18 protein-coding genes are annotated in these 20791 nt (G+C 64.5%); 12 read left to right on the top strand and 6 right to left on the bottom strand.

Translation table 11 applies throughout. The annotated features are described in order from the left end of the window. Nucleotides 1–111 precede the first annotated feature (111 nt). From cobT to IX761_RS10000, 7 genes are all read left to right on the top strand, one after another. Nucleotides 112–1167 carry a nicotinate-nucleotide--dimethylbenzimidazole phosphoribosyltransferase gene (gene cobT / locus IX761_RS10025; protein WP_194789436.1) on the top strand — a complete coding sequence of 352 codons (1056 nt, stop codon included), beginning with the start codon at nt 112–114 and terminating at the stop codon, nt 1165–1167. After that, nucleotides 1164–1733: an alpha-ribazole phosphatase family protein gene (gene cobC / locus IX761_RS10020; RefSeq protein ID WP_194789435.1), complete on the top strand. Its 570-nt coding sequence runs from the start codon at nt 1164–1166 to the stop codon at nt 1731–1733. Before cobT ends, cobC begins: the two co-directional genes overlap by 4 nt. Further along, complete coding sequence (locus IX761_RS10015) at nt 1734–2471, top strand: adenosylcobinamide-GDP ribazoletransferase (protein WP_194789434.1); 738 nt, start codon at nt 1734–1736, stop codon at nt 2469–2471. A 112-nt stretch (nt 2472–2583) separates the two neighbouring features. After that, entirely contained in the window at nt 2584–2988 is a 405-nt protein-coding gene (locus IX761_RS10010; RefSeq protein WP_194789433.1) for a MarR family winged helix-turn-helix transcriptional regulator, read from the top strand. 64 nt (nt 2989–3052) lie between these two features. After that, nucleotides 3053–4255: an MFS transporter gene (locus IX761_RS10005; protein WP_416366767.1), complete on the top strand. Its 1203-nt coding sequence runs from the start codon at nt 3053–3055 to the stop codon at nt 4253–4255. Continuing rightward, nucleotides 4252–4374, top strand: coding sequence for a hypothetical protein (locus IX761_RS27315; RefSeq protein ID WP_267241125.1), 123 nt, complete (start codon nt 4252–4254; stop codon nt 4372–4374). Before IX761_RS10005 ends, IX761_RS27315 begins: the two co-directional genes overlap by 4 nt. 46 nt (nt 4375–4420) lie before the next feature. Next, nucleotides 4421–4972, top strand: a complete 552-nt coding sequence (locus IX761_RS10000; RefSeq protein ID WP_194789432.1) for a glutathione peroxidase — start codon at nt 4421–4423, stop codon at nt 4970–4972. An 860-nt stretch (nt 4973–5832) separates the two neighbouring features. Here IX761_RS10000 and IX761_RS09995 read toward each other — a convergent pair. Further along, nucleotides 5833–6090: a DUF2798 domain-containing protein gene (locus IX761_RS09995; protein WP_194789431.1), complete on the bottom strand. Its 258-nt coding sequence runs from the start codon at nt 6088–6090 to the stop codon at nt 5833–5835. A gap of 117 nt (nt 6091–6207) precedes the next feature. Between IX761_RS09995 and IX761_RS09990 the strand changes: the two genes are divergently transcribed. Beyond that, nucleotides 6208–7137 carry a LysR family transcriptional regulator gene (locus IX761_RS09990; protein WP_194789430.1) on the top strand — a complete coding sequence of 310 codons (930 nt, stop codon included), beginning with the start codon at nt 6208–6210 and terminating at the stop codon, nt 7135–7137. Between the two features lie 43 nt (nt 7138–7180). Here the strand turns inward: IX761_RS09990 and IX761_RS09985 are convergent, their stop codons facing one another. The 3 genes from IX761_RS09985 to IX761_RS09975 all read right to left on the bottom strand — a co-directional run bounded on the left by IX761_RS09985 (nt 7181) and on the right by IX761_RS09975 (nt 9546). After that, the gene (locus IX761_RS09985; RefSeq protein ID WP_194789429.1) at nt 7181–8458 is read right to left on the bottom strand and encodes an OmpP1/FadL family transporter; all 1278 of its coding nucleotides are present in this window, start codon (nt 8456–8458) and stop codon (nt 7181–7183) included. A 146-nt stretch (nt 8459–8604) separates the two neighbouring features. After that, nucleotides 8605–9087 carry a hypothetical protein gene (locus IX761_RS09980; RefSeq protein WP_194789428.1) on the bottom strand — a complete coding sequence of 161 codons (483 nt, stop codon included), beginning with the start codon at nt 9085–9087 and terminating at the stop codon, nt 8605–8607. A gap of 234 nt (nt 9088–9321) precedes the next feature. Then, a complete protein-coding gene (locus tag IX761_RS09975) occupies nt 9322–9546 on the bottom strand; it encodes a hypothetical protein (RefSeq protein WP_194789427.1) in 225 nt (74 codons plus the stop codon). 944 nt (nt 9547–10490) lie between these two features. On the opposite strand from IX761_RS09975, the gene IX761_RS09970 reads away from it, so the two are divergent. Further along, complete coding sequence (locus IX761_RS09970; RefSeq protein WP_194789426.1) at nt 10491–10904, top strand: tetratricopeptide repeat protein; 414 nt, start codon at nt 10491–10493, stop codon at nt 10902–10904. A gap of 281 nt (nt 10905–11185) precedes the next feature. After that, nucleotides 11186–12544: a DNA recombination protein RmuC gene (gene rmuC / locus IX761_RS09965; RefSeq protein WP_194789507.1), complete on the top strand. Its 1359-nt coding sequence runs from the start codon at nt 11186–11188 to the stop codon at nt 12542–12544. Here rmuC and IX761_RS09960 read toward each other — a convergent pair. After that, a complete protein-coding gene (locus IX761_RS09960; protein ID WP_194789425.1) occupies nt 12516–15992 on the bottom strand; it encodes a PAS domain-containing hybrid sensor histidine kinase/response regulator in 3477 nt (1158 codons plus the stop codon). The two genes, rmuC and IX761_RS09960, sit on opposite strands and share 29 nt — an antisense overlap. A gap of 231 nt (nt 15993–16223) precedes the next feature. After that, entirely contained in the window at nt 16224–17414 is a 1191-nt protein-coding gene (locus IX761_RS09955) for an MFS transporter (RefSeq protein WP_194789424.1), read from the bottom strand. A gap of 160 nt (nt 17415–17574) precedes the next feature. Between IX761_RS09955 and IX761_RS09950 the strand changes: the two genes are divergently transcribed. Together IX761_RS09950 and IX761_RS09945 are read left to right on the top strand one after the other, a co-directional pair. After that, on the top strand, nt 17575–18714 hold the full coding sequence (locus tag IX761_RS09950; protein WP_194789423.1) for a TDT family transporter: 1140 nt from the start codon (nt 17575–17577) through the stop codon (nt 18712–18714). Nucleotides 18715–18904: 190 nt separating this feature from the next. After that, nucleotides 18905–20779 (top strand): MFS transporter, encoded by a 1875-nt coding sequence (locus IX761_RS09945; RefSeq protein ID WP_194789422.1) that lies wholly within the window; start codon nt 18905–18907, stop codon nt 20777–20779. Nucleotides 20780–20791: the final 12 nt, after the last annotated feature.

Here is a 20791-nt window from a genome sequence, read left to right as displayed (position 1 = left end):
GCTTTGCAGCCCATCGCGGCAAAGCGCAACACGCTGTAGGAGCGGCCTTGTGCCGCGAAAGGACCGCAACGCGGTCCCGACCTTCTCCGCCTCCTTCAAAGGACCCGTTCCATGACTCAGCTATGGTGGCGTGACGCCTGCCAACCCCTCGACACCACCGCCATGGACCAGGCCCGTGCCCGTCAGCAGCAACTGACCAAACCCGCCGGCTCCTTAGGCCAGCTCGAAGACTTGGCGATCCGCCTGGCCGGCCTGCAAGGGCGTGAGCGCCCGAGCCTGGAGCAGGTGGCGATCACGATTTTCGCCGGTGACCACGGCGTGGTGGAGGAGGGCATCTCGGCCTATCCGCAAGCCGTCACCGGGCAGATGCTGCGCAACTTCGTCGGTGGCGGCGCGGCCATCAGCGTGCTGGCGCGCCAGTTGGGTGCCAGCCTGGAAGTGGTCGACCTCGGCACCATCGACCCGACGCTCGAACTGCCCGGCGTGCATCACCTGCGCCTGGGGGCGGGCACGGCCAACTTCGCCCGCCAGCCGGCGCTGACCGAGGCGCAACTGGCCGCCGCGTTGCAAGCCGGCCGCGACAGTGCCCTGCGCGCCGTCGAGCAAGGCGCCCAGCTGTTCATTGGTGGCGAGATGGGCATCGGCAACACCACGGCAGCCGCTGCGCTGGCCAGTACCCTGCTGGGATGCCCGGCGCGGGAACTGAGTGGGCCTGGTACGGGCCTGGACAGCGCCGGTGTGCGGCACAAGGCCGAAGTGATCGAGCGTGCCCTGGTGCGGCATGGCCTGCGCGCCGACCAGCCCTTGCAAGCGTTGGCCTGTGTTGGTGGTTTCGAGATCGCCGCGCTGGCTGGCGCTTACCTGGCGTGTGCCCAGCAGGGTGTGGCGGTGCTGGTCGATGGTTTCATCTGCAGCGTCGCCGCGCTGGTGGCGGTGCGCCTCAACCCGCAATGCCGCCCTTGGCTGCTGTTCGCCCACCAGGGCGCCGAGCCAGGCCACAAAGCGTTGCTGGCGGCGCTGGAGGCCGAGCCGCTGCTGGCCCTGGGCCTGCGCCTGGGCGAGGGCAGTGGTGCCGCCCTGGCCGTGCCGTTGATCCGCCTGGCCTGCGCCCTGCACGGGCAGATGGCGACTTTCGCCGAGGCGGCGGTGGCGGATCGCCCGGCATGATCCTCGACCTGCTGCGCCATGGCGAGACCGAGCTGGGCGGTGGGCTGCGCGGCAGCCTGGACGATGCCCTGACCGAGAAGGGGTGGGCACAGATGCGCCAGGCGGTGGCCGAAGGCGGTCCCTGGGACGTGCTGGTCAGCTCGCCCTTGCAGCGCTGCGCCCTGTTCGCCGATGAGCTGGGCGCGCGCCTGGGCTTGCCGGTGCAGCGTGAAGCGGATGTGCGTGAGCTGCACTTCGGTGATTGGGAGGGGCGCAGCGCGGCGCAGATCATGGACTCCGAGGCCGAAGCGCTCGGGCTGTTCTGGAACGACCCCTACGCCTTTACCCCGCCGGCAGGCGAGCCGGTGCTGGCGTTTGCCGAGCGTGTACAGGGCGCTGTCGGCCGGCTCGCGTACCAGCATGCCGGTAAGCGCGTGCTGCTGGTCACCCATGGCGGAGTGATGCGGCTGTTGCTGGCACAGGCCCGTGGCCTGCCGCGTGAGCAGTTGTTGCAGGTCGAGGTCGGGCATGGGGCGTTGCTGCGCGTGACGGTGGGTGCGGACGGTTCATTGCGCGAGGGCGACTGAATGTTGCCGTTCTGGATCGCCTTGCAGTTCCTCAGCAGCCTGCCGGTGCGCTTGCCGGGCATGCCGACACCGCAGGAGATGGGGCGTTCGCTGCTGTGCTATCCGCTGGTGGGGTTGCTGTTCGGCCTGCTGCTGTGGCTGGCCAGCCACCTGCTCCAGGGCGTGGCGGCGCCGCTGCATGCCGCGCTGCTGCTGGCGCTGTGGGTACTGCTCAGCGGCGCCCTGCACCTGGATGGCCTGGCCGACAGCGCCGATGCCTGGCTGGGTGGCTTCGGCGACCGTGAGCGCACCCTCGAGATCATGAAGGACCCGCGTAGCGGGCCGATTGCCGTGGTGACGCTGGTATTGGTGCTGCTGCTCAAGTTCTGCGCGTTGTGGGTGCTGGTGGAGCGGGGTGTTGGTGGATTGCTGGTACTGACGCCGGTGGTCGGGCGGGCTGCGATGCTCGGCTTATTCCTGGGCACGCCCTATGTGCGTAGAGGCGGGTTGGGCTCGGCGTTGGCCGAGCACTTGCCGCGCCAGGCGGCGGGCTGGGTATTGTCGGGCTGCGCCCTGGTCGCGGTGATGCTGGGTGGTTGGCCTGTGCTGTGGGTGCTCGGCCTGGCGCTACTGGTATTCGCTTGGTTGCGCCGGCTGATGTGCAAGCGGCTGGGTGGAACCACCGGGGACACGGCCGGGGCATTGCTGGAACTGTTGGAGTTGGCAGTAGTGGTGGGGCTGGCGCTTACGGCTGGCTGAATGCCCGCTCCTACAGAGACCGCGCAAGATGTGGGTGGCTTGCCGGCGAATCGGCCAGCGAGCATTTTGAAACTTCTTGCAACATCCATATTGCGGGTATATACACCTATCCATGCTGACCAGTGAATGCATCTGTACCCATCTGCGTCGCGCCGCCCGTGGGGTGAGCCGGCACTATGACGAAGCCCTTGCCGGCTTCGGCATCAACGTCGCCCAGTTTTCGCTGCTGCGCAGCGTGCAGCGGCTCGACCGGCCGAGTATCACCAGCCTGGCCGAAGCCATGGGCCTGGAACGCAGCACCCTGGGCCGCAACCTGCGGGTGCTGGAAGCCGAAGGGCTGGTGCTGCTGGCTGATGGCGACGACCAGCGCAACCGGCTGGTGCTGTTGAGTGACGAGGGCAGGGCGCGGCTCGATGCGGCTTACCCCGCCTGGGAGCTGGCCCAGCGGCAGCTGGTGGAACAACTGGGTGAAGGGCAGCGCGACCAGTTAGTGCGCCTGCTGGAGCGCCTGGCCTGATTCATTACGACTATAAGCGGGTATATACCCGCATAAACCTTGCGATGTGCTGGAGACGACGACAATGACTTCCCTGTGGCGGAGCAGCGGTTGGGTGTTACTGGGGGCGGCGCTGATCCTGGCGTTGTCATTGGGTGTGCGGCACGGCTTCGGCCTGTTCCTGGCGCCGATGAGCGCCGACTTTGGCTGGGGGCGCGAAGTGTTCGCCTTCGCCATCGCCCTGCAGAACCTGATCTGGGGCCTGGCGCAGCCGTTTTCCGGCGCCCTGGCCGACCGCCTGGGTGCGGCGAAGGTGGTGATCATCGGCGGCATCCTGTACGCCACAGGGCTGGTGCTGATGGGCATGGCCGACTCGCTCTGGTCGCTGTCGCTCAGTGCTGGCCTGTTGATCGGTATCGGCCTGTCCGGTACCTCGTTCTCGGTGATTCTTGGCGTGGTTGGCCGCGCCGTGCCGCCGGAGAAGCGCAGCATGGCCATGGGCATCGCCAGCGCGGCCGGCTCGTTCGGCCAGTTCGCCATGTTGCCGGGCACCCTCGGCCTGATCCAGTGGCTGGGCTGGTCGGCAGCGTTGCTGGTGCTGGGCCTGATGGTGGCCTTGATCGTGCCGCTGGTGGGCCTGTTGCGCGACAACCCGTTGCCCGCCCAGGGTGCCGAGCAGACCCTTGGCCAGGCGTTGCGTGAAGCGTGCTCGCATTCGGGGTTCTGGCTGCTGGCGCTGGGCTTCTTCGTCTGCGGCTTCCAGGTGGTGTTCATCGGTGTGCACTTGCCGGCCTACCTGGTGGACCAGCACCTGCCGGCCATTACCGGCACCACGGTGCTGGCGCTGGTGGGGTTGTTCAATATCGTCGGTACCTACACCGCGGGCTGGTTGGGCGGGCGGATGTCCAAGCCGCGCCTGTTGACGGGCCTTTACCTGCTGCGGGCGGTGGTGATCGTGCTGTTCCTGTGGGCGCCGGTAACCCAGTTCAGCGCCTACCTGTTCGGTATCGCCATGGGCCTGCTGTGGTTGTCGACCGTACCGCTGACCAATGGCACCGTGGCCACGCTGTTTGGTGTGCGCAACCTGTCGATGCTGGGCGGTATCGTGTTCCTGTTCCATCAACTGGGCGCGTTCCTCGGCGGCTGGCTGGGGGGCGTGGTGTATGACCACACCGGCAACTACGACCTGGTGTGGCAGATCTCGATCCTGCTCAGCCTGCTGGCGGCCGCGCTCAACTGGCCGGTGCGCGAGCGTCCGGTGGCGCGCTTGCAGGCTCAGGCGGCATGAACCGCCTACTGGGGCGCAGCCTGCTGGCCATCGCCGCGCTGTTGGTGCTGGCGCTGGTGTGGTGGGGGTGGCACGCGGGTGGGTTGGCGTTGCTGCAATTGGGCATGAGCCTGTGTTAGGCGCTACCCTGCAAGTTCATGGACTGTGTTGCAGGAGTACCTCGTCATGCGCATACGCTGGTTGACCCTTCCCGTGCTGGCCCTGGCCGCTGCTACTTCGAGCTGGGCGGCGGACTGCCCGGTGTTGTTGCAGGGCAGCCTGCCGGAGTTGCGGGGCAAGGAGCAGGTCGACCTGTGCCAGCGGTTTGCCGGCAAGCCGCTGGTGGTCATCAATACCGCCAGTTATTGCGGGTTCGCGCCGCAGTTCGAAGGGCTCGAGGCGACGTACAAGGCGTTTCACGAGCAGGGGCTGGAGATGCTTGGGGTGCCGTCCAACGACTTCAAGCAGGAAGATGCCGATAGCGAGAAGACGGCCAAGGTCTGTTATGCCAACTACGGGGTGACTTTTGTCATGACCAAGACACAGTCGGTGCGGGGCAAGGACGCGATACCGCTGTTTGTTGAATTGGCGCGGCAGAGTAGTGCGCCGAAGTGGAACTTCTACAAGTATGTGGTGGATCGGCGGGGGAAGGTGATCGGTAACTTTTCCAGCCTTACCAAGCCGGATGATCCGGCGTTCAGGGCGGCTATCGAGAAGGCCATCGCTTCGCAGCCTTGAGGTTTTTGCTTGATCGATGGGGCTGGATCTAAGTTGTTTGTTTGTTTGTTTTGGTGTTGGTGTGAATATCCATTTNCTTGGGTGACGCTTATTCACCTTTCCGCCCTTACGGCGGGTAACTTTTTGAAGGATCAAAAAGTCACCAAAAAATCCTCGCTCCATTCATACGGCCCCTACGCTTCGCTTCGGGGTTCCCTCACTCCGGTCTTGCTCCCGGGAGTACGCACCGAAGGGCCATCCATGGCCCATCGGTGCTCGACGGGCATCCATGCCCGTCGCCTCCCTCCGCAAGCCCTCCGATCGGCCTCCTGAAGTCGCGAAGTTAGGGGCGGCGCCTGCATTGGCGCAGCTGTCGCTAGTTAATTGTTGTGTTGGATATCAAATTGCATTCGCTGGCAAGCCGGCTCCTACGGTGTGCGAACTTTTAATTGCACACCCCGTCCGTAGGAGCCGGCTTGCCGGCGAACAGGTCATTACAAACAACACATCAATAACAATTAAACACTCGCTGCTCTTGCTCTTGCTCTTGCTCTTGCTCTTGCTTCTAAGCGCGCGATAGTCCAGTCACCGCCAAACGCGACTTCAGGAGGCCGAACGTAGGACTTGCGGAGCGGGGCGATGGGCATGGATGCCCATCGAGCACTGATGGGCCATGGATGGCCCTTCAGTGCGTCCACGCGGGAGCAAGGCCGGAGTGAGGGAACCCCGAAGCGCAGCGTAGGGGCCGGATGATGGGAGCAGGCGGTTTTGCCTACTTTTTCCAAGAAAAAAGTAGGCCGCCGTAAGGGCGGAAAGGTGACGAAAAGTCCCTATCGTGAATGGATATGCTCACAAATCACCAGTTCACCAAAACCACCAAATCAATGCGAATGCACAGTCAACGCCACCAGGCGAACAACCACAGGCCTGACCACCAGCACACAGACAAACGCCACCGGCATCGCCAGTTGATAAGCCTTGAGCACCTGCCCCAGGTAGTCGCCATCGACCCCGGCAGTCGCCGCCGTGATCACGAAGCACATCAGCATCGCCATGATCGCCGACATGTAGAAGGCAAACACATAGGGCGTCGCCCCAGGTCGCAGCTTACGGCGGCGGGTAGCGGTCAGGTCGTTCATCGTCACTCCGGTTCCAAAGAATGGATGCGCAGGTTAGCAATGGCCATGGCCAACCCTGTAGACCGGCACCACTGAGTTCTTTATAAAGAAATTCTTACGAATCAAAAGGGCTCCACCATGGACCTGCTCAACGCCATCCGCAGTTTCATCAAAGTGGTGGAAGCCGGCAGCATCGCTGGCGGCGCCCGCGCATTGGGCCTGAGCCCCGCAGCGGTGAGCCAGAACCTGGCACGCCTGGAAGCCCACCTGCAGGTGCGCCTGCTGACCCGCACCACCCGCAGCATGGCCCTGACGCCCCCCGGCTGCCAGTACTACGAACGCGTGCGGCATATCGAGCGTGAGCTGCTGCTGGCCGAGCAAGCACTGACCACGCCCGACAGCGAACCGCAAGGCCGCTTGTGCATCGCCTCCACATCCGCTTTCGGCCGGCATGTGCTGGCCCCGCTGATTCCCGCCTTCAGTGCCCGCTATCCGCTGCTTTCAATAGAGTTGGTGATGAGCGACCGCAAGGTCAACCACGCCCGCGAGGACGTCGACGTAAGCCTGCGCATCACCCCGCAGCTCGAGGACCACCTGCTGGCCCGGCATATCGCCACGATCCCCTTCATCTGCTGCGCCTCGCCCGGCTACCTGGCCAGCGCGGGACGACCGACCACCCCCGAAGCCATGCATGATCACAGCTGCCTGGTGTTCCGCTATCCGGTGGACGGGCGCTTTCTGCCCTGGGGCTTCATGCGCGACGGGCTGCGCTTCGAGCCACGCTTTGGCAAGGTGCTGATCAGCGACGACATCGACGCCCTGACCCAGATGGCCCTAAACGACGGCGGCATTACCCGCCTGGCCGAGTTCATCGTGCGCCCGCATCTGGAGGCGGGCAGGCTGGTGCCGCTGTTCGAGTACAGCGACAGCGGGCAGGCCTACGCCCAGACCGAGCCAATGGACATCTACCTGTGCCTGGCCGATCGCTTCGCCATGACCACCAAGGTGCGGGCCTTCACGGACTACCTGCAGGCGAGCCTGGGCGACCGCTGGCGCGTACAGGCATGAAAAAACCGCCACGCGGGCGGTTTTTTCATGCTGCGACAGTGACTCAGAAGCGATAGGTGAGCGAAGCACCGACGCCGTGAGCGCTGTTTTCGTACTTGGCCTGGTAGGTGCCCTTGGTCGGGCTCGCCAGGTTGACCTTGGTGTCTTCTTCCCACAGGTAGGAATAAGCCAGGTCGATGGTCATGTCGTCGTTCGGGCTCCAGCCGGCACCCAGGCTGAAGATCTTGCGATCGCCAGTGGGGATGCGCGGAGAGCGGTCCTGGTTGTTGGTGGGCGACTGGTCGACCGAGAAACCGGTACGCAGGGTCCACTCCTTGTTCACCTTGTAGGCGGCACCGATGGCGCCTGCCCAGGTGTCATGCCAGTTCTGCTCTTCGGTGATGGTGCCCAGCGAACGACCCACCGCACTTGCCGCGACCGGGGCCGGCAGCTCGTTGGTGACGGTGATGTCCTTCAGGCGGCTCCAACGGGTGAACGTGGTGCCGGCGTACAGGGTCCACTGATCATCCAGCTCGTGGGTGATCGAGAAGTCGGCCGACTCCGGGGTCTTGATTTTCAACTCGGCGTCGAACTTGCTGCCGCTGAATGGGCCGAGCAGCGCGTTGTTGACCTTGGTATCGCCTTCGAGCTTGTAGTCGACCATCGAGTGGTAGGTCAGGCCGAGGCGGGTACGGTCGGTGGCCTGGACCAGGATACCGATGTTGTAGCCGACCGCGGTGTCGTCACCCTTGATCTTCACTTCGCCGTCGTTGCGGCCAGGGGTGCGCGGGTTGATGGTGTTCGAACCCAGCTCGCCCTTGATGCGGTTGATGGTCGGGCCGAAGCCGATCGACACCTTGTCGTTGAACGCATAGCTGACGGTAGGCTGGAAGGTGACCACTTCGACGTGGCTCTTCTTGCCCCAGTAACGAGCAGCGTCGCCGCTGCCGTAGTCGGTAACCAGGCCGAACGGTACATACACGCCGAAACCGACGCTCCAGTTGTCGTCGAGCGGTTTGACGTAGTAACCCATCGGTACGCCGACCACGGGAACCATGTCACCGTCGGTTTCTCCCCCGAGGTTGCTGCCACGGCCCGAGATGTCGGATTTGGCGAAAATGGCTGCGCCACCCACGGTAACTTGCTCGCGCTTGAGGCGCGCCATGCCGGCAGGGTTGCCGTACACGGTGCTGGCATCATCGGCAGACGAAGAACGCCCCGCGAAACCTGTCCCCATGCCGCTGACACTTTGCTCGTTCAGGGCGAAACCGCTGGCGAGCAAGTGGCTGGAAGCGAGGGCAACGGCAATACCGAGGGAGGTTTTGAGCATTGCTTTTTTCATTATTAGAAACTCCTTGGGATCTCCGGGGCGGAAAGCTACCAACAAATCGCGCGCCACGCTATAGGCTGTAACCTACGAGATAGAGCGGTTTTGTAGGACAATCCGACCAAAATTCCTTTTTTCCGGGATGCATTCAAGAACGGTTATCAAGAATGCTCGACCAGCTTTGGTTCGATGCAGTGTTGCCAGGCCCGGGTGAAATCACGCAAGCGCCCTTGGGGGTTGAAGGTTTGGCGCCAGATGCGTGCCAGACCCAGCAGGTCGTCGGCAGCCGGCAATGGCGCGGCCTGTTCCTCGATGAGCATCCAGGCGATCGCGGTGGCATAGCGCAGGTTGACCGTGAGCTCCAGGTGCGGCCCGCCGAGGAACGCATGCTGGCTGGCCAGGCCGCGGACCAGGCTGGCCAGTTCCGGATCGCGGGCGAGGAAGTGGTCCCACAGGCAGCGGTGGCGGTGCTCGCCGATGCGGTACAAGCCGTGGCCACGGCGGTCGTGAAGGGCTGAACCCAATGCCGATTGGCTGGCGGCAACGCCCAGTAACAAAGCTTCAGCGCTGTCACAGTGGCGGTCCAGGTAGATCAGCGTTGGCCGGATCACGTATCGAATCAACTCGTTCGCAGCGATGCCCATGATGCCCTCGAACAGGTGAGGACCAGCGGGCACTGGAGCTTGGCAGCTGGTGAGTGGTCAGGCCCGCCGGAAGCGGCAACGGCCGCTCGAGTTGAAGTGTAGTGTGATAAGCATGGTGTAAAGGGCTGTTTTTAAATCGATTGCTGCCTGAGGGGCCGGGCTATATGCCCGCTGGCAATTAAGCCAAGAACCATCAGGCAGATGGATTCACGGGGTGAATCGCCCGCCATTCATTCATGCGGTCAGCGATTGGCGAGTGCGCTCGATCACGGCTTGCAAGGGTTCTGCGCGCATGTACTGGTCTGGGTAGAGGCGCTCGGTGTGGCAAGCCACGCCATATTGGTCGACCAGGGTGAAGCTGAAGCTGCCCTTGCGTGGGGCAACGATAAGGCACTTCAGTGGCGCGAAGGCTTTGGAGAGGGTGCCAGCGGCAACCTGAATGTGTTGAATGTTACTCATGTTGTTGGATGTTCCTGCGTAAGACACGGTAATTGATCCGTGCACAATAGAAACGTTCCAGTGACGTCTTTATTAAGGAGACGCAGAACCTGACTGGAACAGGGCAGCCAGAGTGGCGCAAGCAAAGGTGGGCGCTGGGCTGACTGGTAGGTACGACAGAAGGCAGGCAGCACACCGGGGCCAGGGTTCGAGGCACCGGGGGAGATCCTGATCAATCTGAATACGTGATTCGTGCTTGGACGGTATGGGCCGCCGAGTGAATCATCGAATGGGCCGGTCCTGAAGGGGCAGCACGTTCGTAAGCGAACGGTGTGCTGCGGGGACTGCTTGGCCAGAATTGACTTTCAGCTGGGTACTAACGGGGCGCAACCCTACACGACTGTTCAGGGGTTGGCAAGCACCAATTTGTTTTTAGCCAAGCCGGCCATTATGTCGATTCTTTCCGGTGCTGTGAAGAGGGGGGAATACCCCTGCATACGCTCGCTTGTGCTGTTTTCGTGCATCGATATGCCGTTTGTTGGTGCACTTGTACACATTTGGGCCAACGGCTGTAAGCAGGCTGCAACAGCCTGCCAAGGGTTCGCCAATGACTTGACTCCGGCGTTAAGTCAATGAAAAAAAACACTAATTTTTGCTGGTGAAAAAATCGACAGTTTGACTGAAGGCCCCGTTTCATCAGGGTTTGAGGGCTGTTCGTAGGGGTTGTCCACCGAGTTATCCACAGCTTCTGTGGATTGTCACAGGCGCTTGCTCTAGCACGGGCGTGCCAGCAGTTTGGGGAACTGTCCGACAATCGGAGTGGGTGCCTCTGGTTCTTTGTCGCGGTGCTGAAAACGTCAAGAAAAAAATGCTGAAAAAAATTGCGTGCGACAAAAGTCGGCCGAGAATCGACCGAAAAAAAAGCGTAGAGTGGCGCGCCTTTCGAGTCACCTACGCTGTCGGTCATGAAGCTTCGCGGTAAACCCCCCCTCACTTCGGATACATCCATCCCCCGGAACGAACGTTTTTCCCTGAAGGTCGCCCTGTGGCTGCTCGATAGCCCGCGCCTGGGGGATAAACCCAGCGTCAAACACCTGGCCGGGCGCATGCTCAAGCAGCCGGCGCGCCAGGGCGTGGTGGTCGCGCAGAGCCGCCTGGGGCAGATGCTTTGCCGCGACTGTGGCAGTTCCCGTGACCGGCGTATCGGCCACGAGCTGCTGCGCCAGGCCGCGCGGGCCGGTGACCGGCGCGCACAGCTGGAATACGCACGCCTGTGCCAGGCGCAGGCGCCCGAGCAGGCCCGCTATTGGCTGGAGCTGGCGGCGGGGCAGGGGTCGCAGGAGGCGCGGCGGTTGTTGCGTCAGTGGTTCCCGGGCTGACGACGCCCATCGCGGGGCAAGCCCGCTCCCACAGCTACAGTGCAAGCCTTGATCAATCGCGCGGTCGGTGTGAGAGCGGGCTTGCCCTGCGATGGGGCCCGTGAAGGCATCTCGCCTGCGTGCCTGTTAAGCTGCACGGCATTCTTCAAGATTCGATCGGGGTAAGCATGGCAGTGGATCTGACCAGCATTCTGCTGGGTTTGGTGGCAGGCGCCGTTCCCTGTCTTGCATGGGTCATGCAGCTCCAGCGCGGCCAGGGCGCGCGCAAGGCCGAACAGGCCCTGCTCGAAGAACGCTTCAACGCCGCGCAAATGGCCCAGGCGGGCCTGCAAGCGCAGCTGGAGTCCAGCCGTGACGAAGTCAGCGACCTGAGCGAAGCCAACACCGTCAAGCAGGCCCAGCTGGCCGCCCAGGGTCGCGAGCTGGAGCTGTTGCAGATTGACCGCGACAACGCCCGCGACGCCGCCCACGCCTGGAGCCTCGAGCGGGCCGGCCGCGAAGCCGAGCAGCGCCGCCTGGAGGCCCAGGCCGCCCGCCTGGAAGCTGAGCTGCGCGAACAGCAGGACAGCCACCAGCAGCGCCTGGAAGACTTGCAGGAAGCCCGTGACACCCTGCGCGCCCAGTTCGCCGACATGGCCACCAAGATCTTCGACGAGCGCGAGCAGCGCTTCGCCCAGACCAGCCAGCAGCAAATGGGCCAACTGCTCGACCCGCTCAAGGAGCGCATCCAGGCCTTCGAAAAACGCGTCGAGGAGAGCTACCAGCAGGAGGCGCGCGAGCGGTTCTCCCTGGGCAAGGAGCTCGAACGCCTGCAACAGCTCAACCTGCGCCTGTCCGACGAAGCCACCAACCTCACCCAGGCGCTCAAGGGCCAGAAGACTCAAGGTAATTGGGGCGAGTTGATCCTGGAGCGTGTGCTGGAGCACGCGGGCCTGGAGAAGGGCCGCGAATACCAGACCCAGGTCAGCCTCAAGAGCGCCGATGGTGAGCGTTTCCAGCCCGATGTGCTGATCATGCTGCCGGGCGACAAGCAGGTGGTGGTCGACGCCAAGGTCAGCCTTACCGCCTACCAGCAGTTCGTCAGCAACAACGATGAAACGGCGCTCAAGCAGCATGTACTTTCCCTGCGCAACCACGTCAAAGGCCTGTCGAGCAAGGACTACAACCGCCTGGAGGGCCTGCACAGCCTCGATTTCGTGCTGTTGTTCGTGCCCATCGAAGCGGCCTTTTCGGCAGCCTTGCAGGCCGAGCCGAACCTGTTCCAGGAGGCCTTCGACCGGCAGATCGTGATCGTCAGCCCGACCACCCTGCTGGCCACCCTGCGGGTGATCGACAGCCTGTGGAAGCAGGAGCGCCAGGGCCAGAACGCCCGCGAGATCGCCGAGCGCGCCGGCTGGCTGTACGACAAGTTCGTGCTGTTCATCCAGGACCTGGACGAGCTCGGTGCGCGCCTGGCGCAGGTCGACAAAGCCTATGCCGCGGCGCGCAACAAGCTCTGCGAAGGGCGTGGCAACCTGGTCAGCCGCAGCGAACAGCTCAAGCTGCTCGGTGCCCGGGCCAGCAAGAGCCTGCCTGCCGAGCTGCTTGAACGGGCCCTGGCCGACGAGGCCCTTACTGAACCAGGCTCAGATGCCGATTGAGCAGGGCGCGCAGGGCGGCCGGCTTGACCGGCTTGGCCAGGTAGTCCAGGCCCGCGGCGTGAACCATGGCGATGGTCTCGTTGCGCCCGTCGGCACTGATCACCACCCCCGGCACCGGCTCGCCCAGGCGCGCCCGTAGCCAGCCCATCAACCCGGTGCCGGTCTCGCCAAAGTCCAGGTGATAGTCCACCAGCGCCAGGTGCGGGCGCAGGCCTTCAGCCAGCAGTGCCTCGCACTCGGCCTGGTTGCGCGCGGTCCATACCTGGCAGCCCCAGCGGCTGAGCAGGCTGTTCATGCCGATCAGGATGCTGTCTTCGTTGTCCACGCACAGTACCTGTAGCCCCGCCAGCGGTTGCCCGGCCTGTTCCACCGGTGCCGGCGTCGCGGGTGCTGGGCTGCGCGCGATGGGCACATTGACACGGAACACGCTGCCCTTGCCCGGCCACGAACGCACCTCCAACTGATGACCGAGCACCCGGCACAGGCCATCGGCGATCGCCAGGCCCAGACCCAGGCCTTTCTCGGCGCGGGTCTGGTGGCTGTCCAGGCGCTTGAACTCCTGGAAGATCACCGCCAGCTTGTCGTCGGCGATCCCTGGGCCGCGGTCCCACACCTCCAGCCACAGCCGTTCGCCTTGGCGCCGCACGCCAAGCAGGATCGGCCCCTTGCCGTAGCGCAGGGCGTTGGTGAGGAAGTTCTGCAGCACCCGGCGCAGCAGTTTCATGTCACTGTCGACCCGCAGGCGGCTGCTGCGCAGGCGGAACTCCAGGCCTTTCTCGGCGGCTAGCAGCTTGAACTCGGCGCCCAGGGTGTTGAACAGCTCGTCCAGGGCGAAGGCCTTGACGTCCGGGGTGACCTTGCCGTTCTCCAGGCGCGAGATGTCCAGCAGGTCGCTGATCAGCTCCTCGGCCGAGCGCAACGAGCTGTCCATGTGCTGCACCAACTGGCGCGCCTCGTCGTTCATGGCTTCGGCCTGTTGCGACAATGCCGCGGAGAACAACCGCGCGGCGTTGAGCGGTTGCATCAGGTCGTGGCTGACGGCGGCGAGGAAGCGGGTCTTCGACTGGCTGACCGCCTCGGCGCGGCTCTTGGCCTCGGTCAGCGCCTGGTTGAGCTGTGACAGTTCATGGGTACGCTCGGCTACCCGTTGCTCCAGGCCCTCGTTGGCGTCGCGCAGGGCCTGTTCGGCTTCGCGGAACGGGGTGATGTCGGTGAAGCTCATGACGAAGCCACCGCCCGGCATGGGGTTGCCGATCAGCTCGATCACCCGGCCGTTGGGGAACAGGCGCTCCGAGGAATGCGCGCGGCCCTGGCGCATCCAGTGCAGACGCCGGGCCACGTGCACCTGTGCCTCGCCCGGGCCGCACAGGCCACGCTCGGCGTTGTAGCGGATGATGTCGGCGATCGGGCGGCCAACGCTGATCAGCCCGTCGGGGTAGTTGAACAGCTCCAGGTAGCGGCGGTTCCAGGCCACCAGGCGCAGGTTCTGGTCCACCACGCTGATGCCTTGGTTGATGTTCTCGATGGCGCCCTGCAACAGGGCGCGGTTGAACTGCAGCACCTCGCTGGCTTCGTCGGCGATGCGCACCACGTCCTCGAGCTGCATCTCCCGGCCTTCGATGGCGGCCTTGACCACGGCGCGGGTCGAGGAACTGCCAAGCACGCCGGCCAGCAGCCGCTCGGTGTGTTCGATCCAGTCGCCGTCGGCGTTCTGGTTGGGGTTGAAGCCCTTGCCCTGGCGGTAGGCGAAGCGAATGAAGCTCTGCCGCGCGCGTTCTTCACCGACGAAGCGCGCGGCGAGCTTGAGCAGGTCGTCGATCTGCACCGCCAGCAGCGGCTTGCTGCTGGGCCGGGCACTGGTCTGCTGGCCGATGAAGCGCCCGGCCTGCCAGTGCTCCGACACCCGCGTGCGCGACAGGATCGAGACCCAGGCGAACAGCGTGAAGTTGCCCGCCAGCGACAGCACCACCCCTTGCGTGAGTGGCGTGATCGGCAGGTCAAGCGGGTTGCCGTGCAGCCAGGCCAGGCCCGGGAACAGCGACAGCGACCAGCCTAGGCTGTGGGCGGTGATCGGCAGCACCAGGGTGTAGAACCACAGGAAAATGCCAGCGGCCAGGCCTGCGAACACGCCGCGGCGGTTGGCCTGTTTCCAGTACAGTGCCCCCAGCATCGCCGGGGTCAGCTGGGTGACGGCGGCGAATGCAATCTGGCCGATGGTCGCCAGGCTCGCGGTGGAACCGAGCAAGCGGTAGCTGACGTAGGCCAGCAGCAGGATGACCACGATGGTCACCCGGCGCACCGACAGCATCCAGTGGCGGAACGCCTCGAACGGCCGCTCGGCGTTGTTGCGCCGCAGCAGCCAGGGCAGCAGCATGTCGTTGGAGACCATGGTCGACAGCGCCACGGCCTCGACGATGACCATACCGGTGGCCGCCGATGCGCCGCCGATGAACGCCAGCAGCGCCAGGCTCGGGTGGGCCTCGGCCAGCGGCAGGCTGATCACGAACGAGTCGGAGATCACCGTGCCCGGCAGCAGCATCTGCCCGGCCAGGGCGATGGGTACCACGAACAGCGCCGCCAACGCCAGGTACAGCGGGAACACCCAGCGCGCCATGCGCATGTCCTGGGGTTCGATGTTCTCCACCACGGTCACGTGGAACTGCCGCGGCAGGCAGATGATCGCCATCATCGCCACGGCGGTCTGCACCACCATCGACGGCCAGTTGATGGTCTCCTGCCAGTAGCTTTCCAGGTGCACCGACTGGCGCGCCTGGGTGAACAGGTCGTCGAAGCCGTCGTACAGGTTGAACACCACGAAGGCGCCCACGGCGAGGAACGCCAGCAACTTGACCAGCGACTCGAAGGCGATGGCCAGGACCATGCCGCGGTGGTGCTCGGTGACGTCCAGGCTGCGCGTGCCGAACACGATGGCGAACAGCGCCAGCACCAGCGACACCACCAGCGCGGTGTCCTGCACGCGGCTGCCGGTGGCGTCGGCGTTGGCGCCGATCAGCAGGTTCACCCCGAGTACGATGCCCTTGAGCTGCAACGCGATGTAGGGCAGCACGCCGACCAGGCAGATCAGCGCCACCACCACGGCCAGGGTCTGCGACTTGCCGTAGCGGGCAGCGATGAAGTCGGCGATGGAGGTGATGTTCTGCTGTTTGCTGATCAGCACCATCTTCTGCAGCACCCAGGGCGCGAACATCAGCAGCAGGATCGGCCCCAGGTAGATCGGCAGGAACGCCCACAATTGCTCGGCGGCCTGGCCAACCGCGCCGAAGAACGTCCAGCTGGTGCAGTACACCGCCAGCGACAGGCTGTACACCCAGGCACGCAGCTTCGGCGGCAACGGGGTGCTGCGGCGGTCGCCATAGAAGGCGATGGCGAACATGATGGCCATATAGGCCAGGGCGACCACGGCGATCAGCCCGCTGGACAACGACATGCAAACTCCGGAGCAAAAAATGAAACGCGGTCACGATCAATCAGTCTGGCACGCAGGCGCAGGTTCGTCAGCGCCGACGTTGGTCGCAGTGGCAGGACGTCGCAGCCACAGCGCGGTCCTTGTAGGAGCGGCCTTGTGTCGCGAAAGGGCTGCGTAGCGGCCCCGGCTATCGCGAGCCATGCCCAAGACGCGGGGAGCGCTGCGCACTCCTTTCGCGGCACAAGGCCGCTCCTACAGCTGCTGCGCCCCGCGCGTCCCCAGCCAATAGAACACCGCCGCCAGCAGCACCGACCCGATCAACAGGTAGAACACCGCCGCCGGCGCCATGTGCCCCAGCGCCAGGCCCACCAGCATCGGCCCCAGCCCCGCGCCCAGGTTGGAAAGGTTCTGCGCCCCGTAGTAGACCCCCCGCAGATGCTCCGGCGCGATCAGGTCGATGAACATGAACTCGGCGGGAATCACGATGATCTCGCCCAGGGTGAACACCAGCATCGCCAGGCACCAGGCCAGTGCCGAGCCGGCCAGGGAAAACCCCAGCAGCCCGGCGACGAACATGGCCATGCCGGCCATCAGCCAGGGCATCAGGTGCTGGCGGGCAATGCGCCGGCCGATCAGGTATTGCAGGGCGATCACGGTGAGGGCGTTGGTGGTGACCAGGTAGCTCACCAGCCGCGCCACTTCGGCGGGGTCGTGGATGCTCACCACCAGGTACTGCGACAGGTAGGCGGTGAACTGCCCGAACACCACGGCGCTGAGCACGCCGCCCAGGGTGAAGCACACCAGCCGCCGGTCACGCAGCATGCCCAGGGCGACTTGCGCGAAGCCTGCCGCCGGCTTGTCCTCGCCCTGGCTCAGCAGGCCGCGTTCGCCCAGGCGCTGGTAGAGCAGGCTCAGGCCGAGGCCGATCAGGGCCGAAACCAGGAACGGCAGGTGGTCGCTGGCCTCGATCAGCAACACCCCGAGCATCGGCCCGGCGGCCCAGGCAATATTGTTGAAGGTGTACTTGATGGCGAACACTTCGCCGCGCCGGTCCTCGGGCAGCAAGGCGCAGAAGCCCGCCTTGGCGGCAATGTCGACCACGCTCTGGGCCAGGTTGGCCACTACCAGGAAACAGAAGAACAGCACGGCCGAGGTGCTCGCCACCATCCCCGCGATGGCCAGGGCGAACACCAGTGTGCTCGCGACGATCAGCGTGTGGCTGCGCAGGGTATCGACCAGATGCCCGCCATAGAGGCTCAGCAACGATGCCAGGAACATCGCGCCACCGACCAGCAGGCCGGTCTGGCCGACAGACAGGGCCATGTGCGCGGACAGGTACACCACCAGGTAGGGCAGGGTGATCGCCCGGGCCGTGGTCAGGGTGAAGGTGGTGAGCAGCAACAGGCGGACGGCGCTAGGGTAGCTTCTAAGGGCGCGGAGCATCGACGGATCCTTGTCTTTGTTAGCGGCCAAGCATATGCCAGGCGCCGTGGCACAGGCTATATCTTTAAAATCGATAACAGATAGAGAAATTACCCGTTATATAGATATTCTATGCAGGCATAAGATGGTTCCACCTTACACAAGGCCAGGAGACATCCCCATGCCATGCACCCAGACCCGCGCACCGTCGTGGCGCCCGTTCAGCCAATTGGCCCATCCCCGCGAGGTGATCCGCCAGTTCACCCCGAACTGGTTCGCCGCGACCATGGGTACCGGCGTACTGGCGCTGGCTTTCCACCAGTTGCAGATCCCGCTGCTGGACAGCCTCGCCGAAGGCCTGTGGTGGCTGACCATCGGCCTGTTCACCTTGTTCTGTGTCCTTTATGGCGCCCGCTGGGTGATGTTCTTCGACGAGGCCCGGCGGATCTTCGCCCACTCCACCGTGTCGATGTTCTTCGGCACCATCCCCATGGGCCTGGCCACCATCCTCAATGGCGCGCTGGTGTTCGGCCTGGCCCGCTGGGGTGACGCGGTGGTGCCTTGGGTCCAGACCCTGTGGTGGCTGGACGTAGGCCTGGCTCTGCTGTGCGGGGTGGCCATCCCCTACCTGATGTTCACCCGCCAGGAGCACAGCATCGACCAGATGACCGCGGTGTGGCTGCTGCCCGTGGTGGCGGCGGAGGTGGCCGCCGCCAGCGGCGGGCTGTTGGCGCCGCACCTGGCGGATGCACATGCGCAGTTCCTGGTGGTGATCACCAGCTACGTGATGTGGGCGGTGTCGCTGCCGGTGGCGTTCAGCATCCTCACCATCCTCATGCTGCGCATGGCCCTGCATAAGCTGCCGCCGGCCAACATGGCCGCCTCCAGCTGGCTGGCGCTGGGGCCGATCGGCACCGGCGCGCTGGGCATGCTGGTACTCGGTGGCGATGCGCCGGCGGTGTTCGCCGCCAATGGCCTGGGTTCGCTGGGTGAGGTGGCCCGTGGCCTGGGGCTGGTGGCGGGTATCGTGCTGTGGGGCGCGGGGTTGTGGTGGTTGCTGACGGCGGTGCTGATCACCCTGCGCTACATGCGCCAGGGCATGCCGTTCAACCTGGGCTGGTGGGGCTTCACCTTCCCGCTGGGGGTGTACTGCCTGGCCACCTTGAAACTGGCAGCCTGGCTGCAACTGGGGTTCTTCCAGGTGTTCGGCCAGGTGCTGGTGGTGGCGCTGGCCATGCTCTGGGCGCTGGTGGCCAGCCGTACCGTGCGTGGCGCGTGGCGGGGGGAGCTGTTCGTCTCGCCGTGCATCGCGCAGCGTTGAGCGCATCATTGCGGGGCAGGCCCGCTGCCACAAACCGTGGGAACGGGCTTGCCCCGCGATGATGGCTCGCTTTGTCGGAGCGTTCCGAAGATGCGCGCCTAACTTGCCACGCACGGTCTCTGCGTGCAGATTTGTGGCTTCGGGCGCTGTGCGTGCCTCCAATGACAAAGCCCAACCAGGTACACGGACGATGAGCCACCCCTCGCAATTCACCCTGCTCGGCAAGCGGCGCTTCTTGCCGTTCTTCATTACCCAGTCGCTGGGCGCCTTCAACGACAACCTGTTCAAGCAGTCGTTGATCCTGGCGATCCTCTACAAGCTGAGCCTGGAAGGCGACCGCTCGATCTGGGTCAACCTCTGCGCCTTGTTGTTCATCCTGCCGTTCTTCCTGTTCTCGGCGCTGGCCGGGCAGTTCGGCGAGAAGTTCGCCAAGGACCGCCTGATCCGCGCCATCAAGCTGGCCGAGATCGTGATCATGGCCGTCGGCGCCATCGGCTTTCTCACCAGCCACCTGGAGCTCATGCTGCTCACGCTGTTCGCCATGGGTACCCATTCGGCGCTGTTCGGCCCGGTGAAGTATTCGATCCTGCCCCAGGCCCTGCGCGAAGAGGAACTGGTGGGCGGCAACGGCCTGGTGGAGATGGGTACCTTCCTGGCGATCCTCGCCGGCACCATCGGCGCCGGGGTGATGATGTCGTCGTCCAGCTACGCCACGGTGGTGGCCGGTGGCGTGGTCGGCACCGCGGTGTTCGGCTACCTGGCCAGCCGCTGGATCCCCCGGGCGGCGGCTGCCGCACCGGAAATGAAGCTGGACTGGAATATCTTCAAGCAGTCCTGGGCCACCCTGCGCCTGGGCCTGGGGCAAACCCCGGCGGTGTCGCGCTCGATCGTCGGCAACTCGTGGTTCTGGTTCGTCGGCGCCATCTACCTCACGCAGATCCCGGCCTACGCCAAGGACTGGCTGCATGGCGACGAGACCGTGGTCACCCTGGTGCTGACCCTGTTCTCGGTGGGCATCGCCGTGGGCTCGCTGCTCTGCGAGCGCTTGAGTGGGCGCAAGGTGGAGATCGGCCTGGTGCCGTTCGGTTCGTTCGGCCTGACCCTGTTCGGCCTGTTGTGGTGGTGGCACTCGGGCGATGTGCCGGCCGCTGTCGCACCACACAGCTGGCTGGACCTGCTGGGCATGAGCCAGGCCTGGTGGATCATGGCCTCGATCGTAGGCCTGGGCATCTTCGGTGGCTTCTACATCGTGCCGCTGTATGCGCTGATCCAGGCGCGTACCGCCGAGGGCGAGCGGGCCCGGGTGATCGCCGCCAACAACATCCTCAACGCGTTGTTCATGGTGGTGTCGGCGATCGTCACCATCGTGCTGTTGAGCTTGGCCAAGCTGAGCATCCCGCAGCTGTTCCTGGTGGTGTCGTTGCTCAATATCGCGGTCAACGCCTACATCTTCCGCATCGTGCCGGAATTCACCATGCGTTTTCTCATCTGGCTGCTCAGCCACTCGATGTACCGGGTGCAGCACCGCGAGCTTGAGCGTATTCCCGATGAAGGTGCCGCCTTGCTGGTGTGCAACCACGTGTCGTTCGTCGATGCGCTGCTGATCGGTGGCGCCATTCGCCGGCCAATCCGCTTCGTCATGTACTACAAGATCTACAACCTGCCGGTGCTCAACTTCATCTTCCGCACCGCTGGCACCATCCCCATCGCCGGGCGTGGCGAGGACGAGGCCATCTACGAGCGTGCCTTTGCCCGCATCAAGCAGTACCTGGCCGAGGGCGAACTGGTGTGCATCTTCCCCGAAGGCAAGCTCAGTGCCGACGGCGAGATCGATGTGTTCAAGGGCGGGGTCAGCCGAATCCTGCAAGAGACGCCAGTACCGGTGATTCCATTGGCGTTGCAGGGGCTGTGGGGCAGTTTCTTCAGTCGCGATCCGAACAAGGGCTTTTTCAAGCGCCTGTGGTCGCGGGTGACCCTCGTGGCAGGCGCCGCCATCCCGGTGGAGGCGGCGCAGCCCGAAGTGCTGCGCGAGCAGGTGAGCCTGCTGCGCGGCGATGTGCGTTAGGAAGGGATGAAG

It is taken from the genome of Pseudomonas sp. UFMG81 (assembly GCF_015354575.1).
GTDB lineage: Bacteria > Pseudomonadota > Gammaproteobacteria > Pseudomonadales > Pseudomonadaceae > Aquipseudomonas.
This window is presented reverse-complemented; position numbering and strand designations above follow the sequence as displayed.

Bases quoted from the DNA above. Each gene is read 5' to 3' on its own strand.
- IX761_RS10010 (WP_194789433.1), top strand. From the start codon at position 2,584: ATGCTGACCAGTGAATGCATCTGTACCCATCTGCGTCGCGCCGCCCGT.
- cobT (WP_194789436.1), top strand. From the start codon at position 112: ATGACTCAGCTATGGTGGCGTGACGCCTGCCAACCCCTCGACACCACC.
- IX761_RS09985 (WP_194789429.1), bottom strand. From the start codon at position 8,458: ATGAAAAAAGCAATGCTCAAAACCTCCCTCGGTATTGCCGTTGCCCTC.
- IX761_RS09960 (WP_194789425.1), bottom strand. From the start codon at position 15,992: ATGTCGTTGTCCAGCGGGCTGATCGCCGTGGTCGCCCTGGCCTATATG.
- IX761_RS10015 (WP_194789434.1), top strand. From the start codon at position 1,734: ATGTTGCCGTTCTGGATCGCCTTGCAGTTCCTCAGCAGCCTGCCGGTG.
- cobC (WP_194789435.1), top strand. From the start codon at position 1,164: ATGATCCTCGACCTGCTGCGCCATGGCGAGACCGAGCTGGGCGGTGGG.
- IX761_RS09980 (WP_194789428.1), bottom strand. From the start codon at position 9,087: ATGGGCATCGCTGCGAACGAGTTGATTCGATACGTGATCCGGCCAACG.
- IX761_RS10005 (WP_416366767.1), top strand. From the start codon at position 3,053: ATGACTTCCCTGTGGCGGAGCAGCGGTTGGGTGTTACTGGGGGCGGCG.
- IX761_RS09975 (WP_194789427.1), bottom strand. From the start codon at position 9,546: ATGAGTAACATTCAACACATTCAGGTTGCCGCTGGCACCCTCTCCAAA.
- IX761_RS09970 (WP_194789426.1), top strand. From the start codon at position 10,491: ATGAAGCTTCGCGGTAAACCCCCCCTCACTTCGGATACATCCATCCCC.
- IX761_RS27315 (WP_267241125.1), top strand. From the start codon at position 4,252: ATGAACCGCCTACTGGGGCGCAGCCTGCTGGCCATCGCCGCGCTGTTG.
- IX761_RS09950 (WP_194789423.1), top strand. From the start codon at position 17,575: ATGCCATGCACCCAGACCCGCGCACCGTCGTGGCGCCCGTTCAGCCAA.
- IX761_RS09990 (WP_194789430.1), top strand. From the start codon at position 6,208: ATGGACCTGCTCAACGCCATCCGCAGTTTCATCAAAGTGGTGGAAGCC.
- IX761_RS10000 (WP_194789432.1), top strand. From the start codon at position 4,421: ATGCGCATACGCTGGTTGACCCTTCCCGTGCTGGCCCTGGCCGCTGCT.
- IX761_RS09945 (WP_194789422.1), top strand. From the start codon at position 18,905: ATGAGCCACCCCTCGCAATTCACCCTGCTCGGCAAGCGGCGCTTCTTG.
- IX761_RS09995 (WP_194789431.1), bottom strand. From the start codon at position 6,090: ATGAACGACCTGACCGCTACCCGCCGCCGTAAGCTGCGACCTGGGGCG.
- IX761_RS09955 (WP_194789424.1), bottom strand. From the start codon at position 17,414: ATGCTCCGCGCCCTTAGAAGCTACCCTAGCGCCGTCCGCCTGTTGCTG.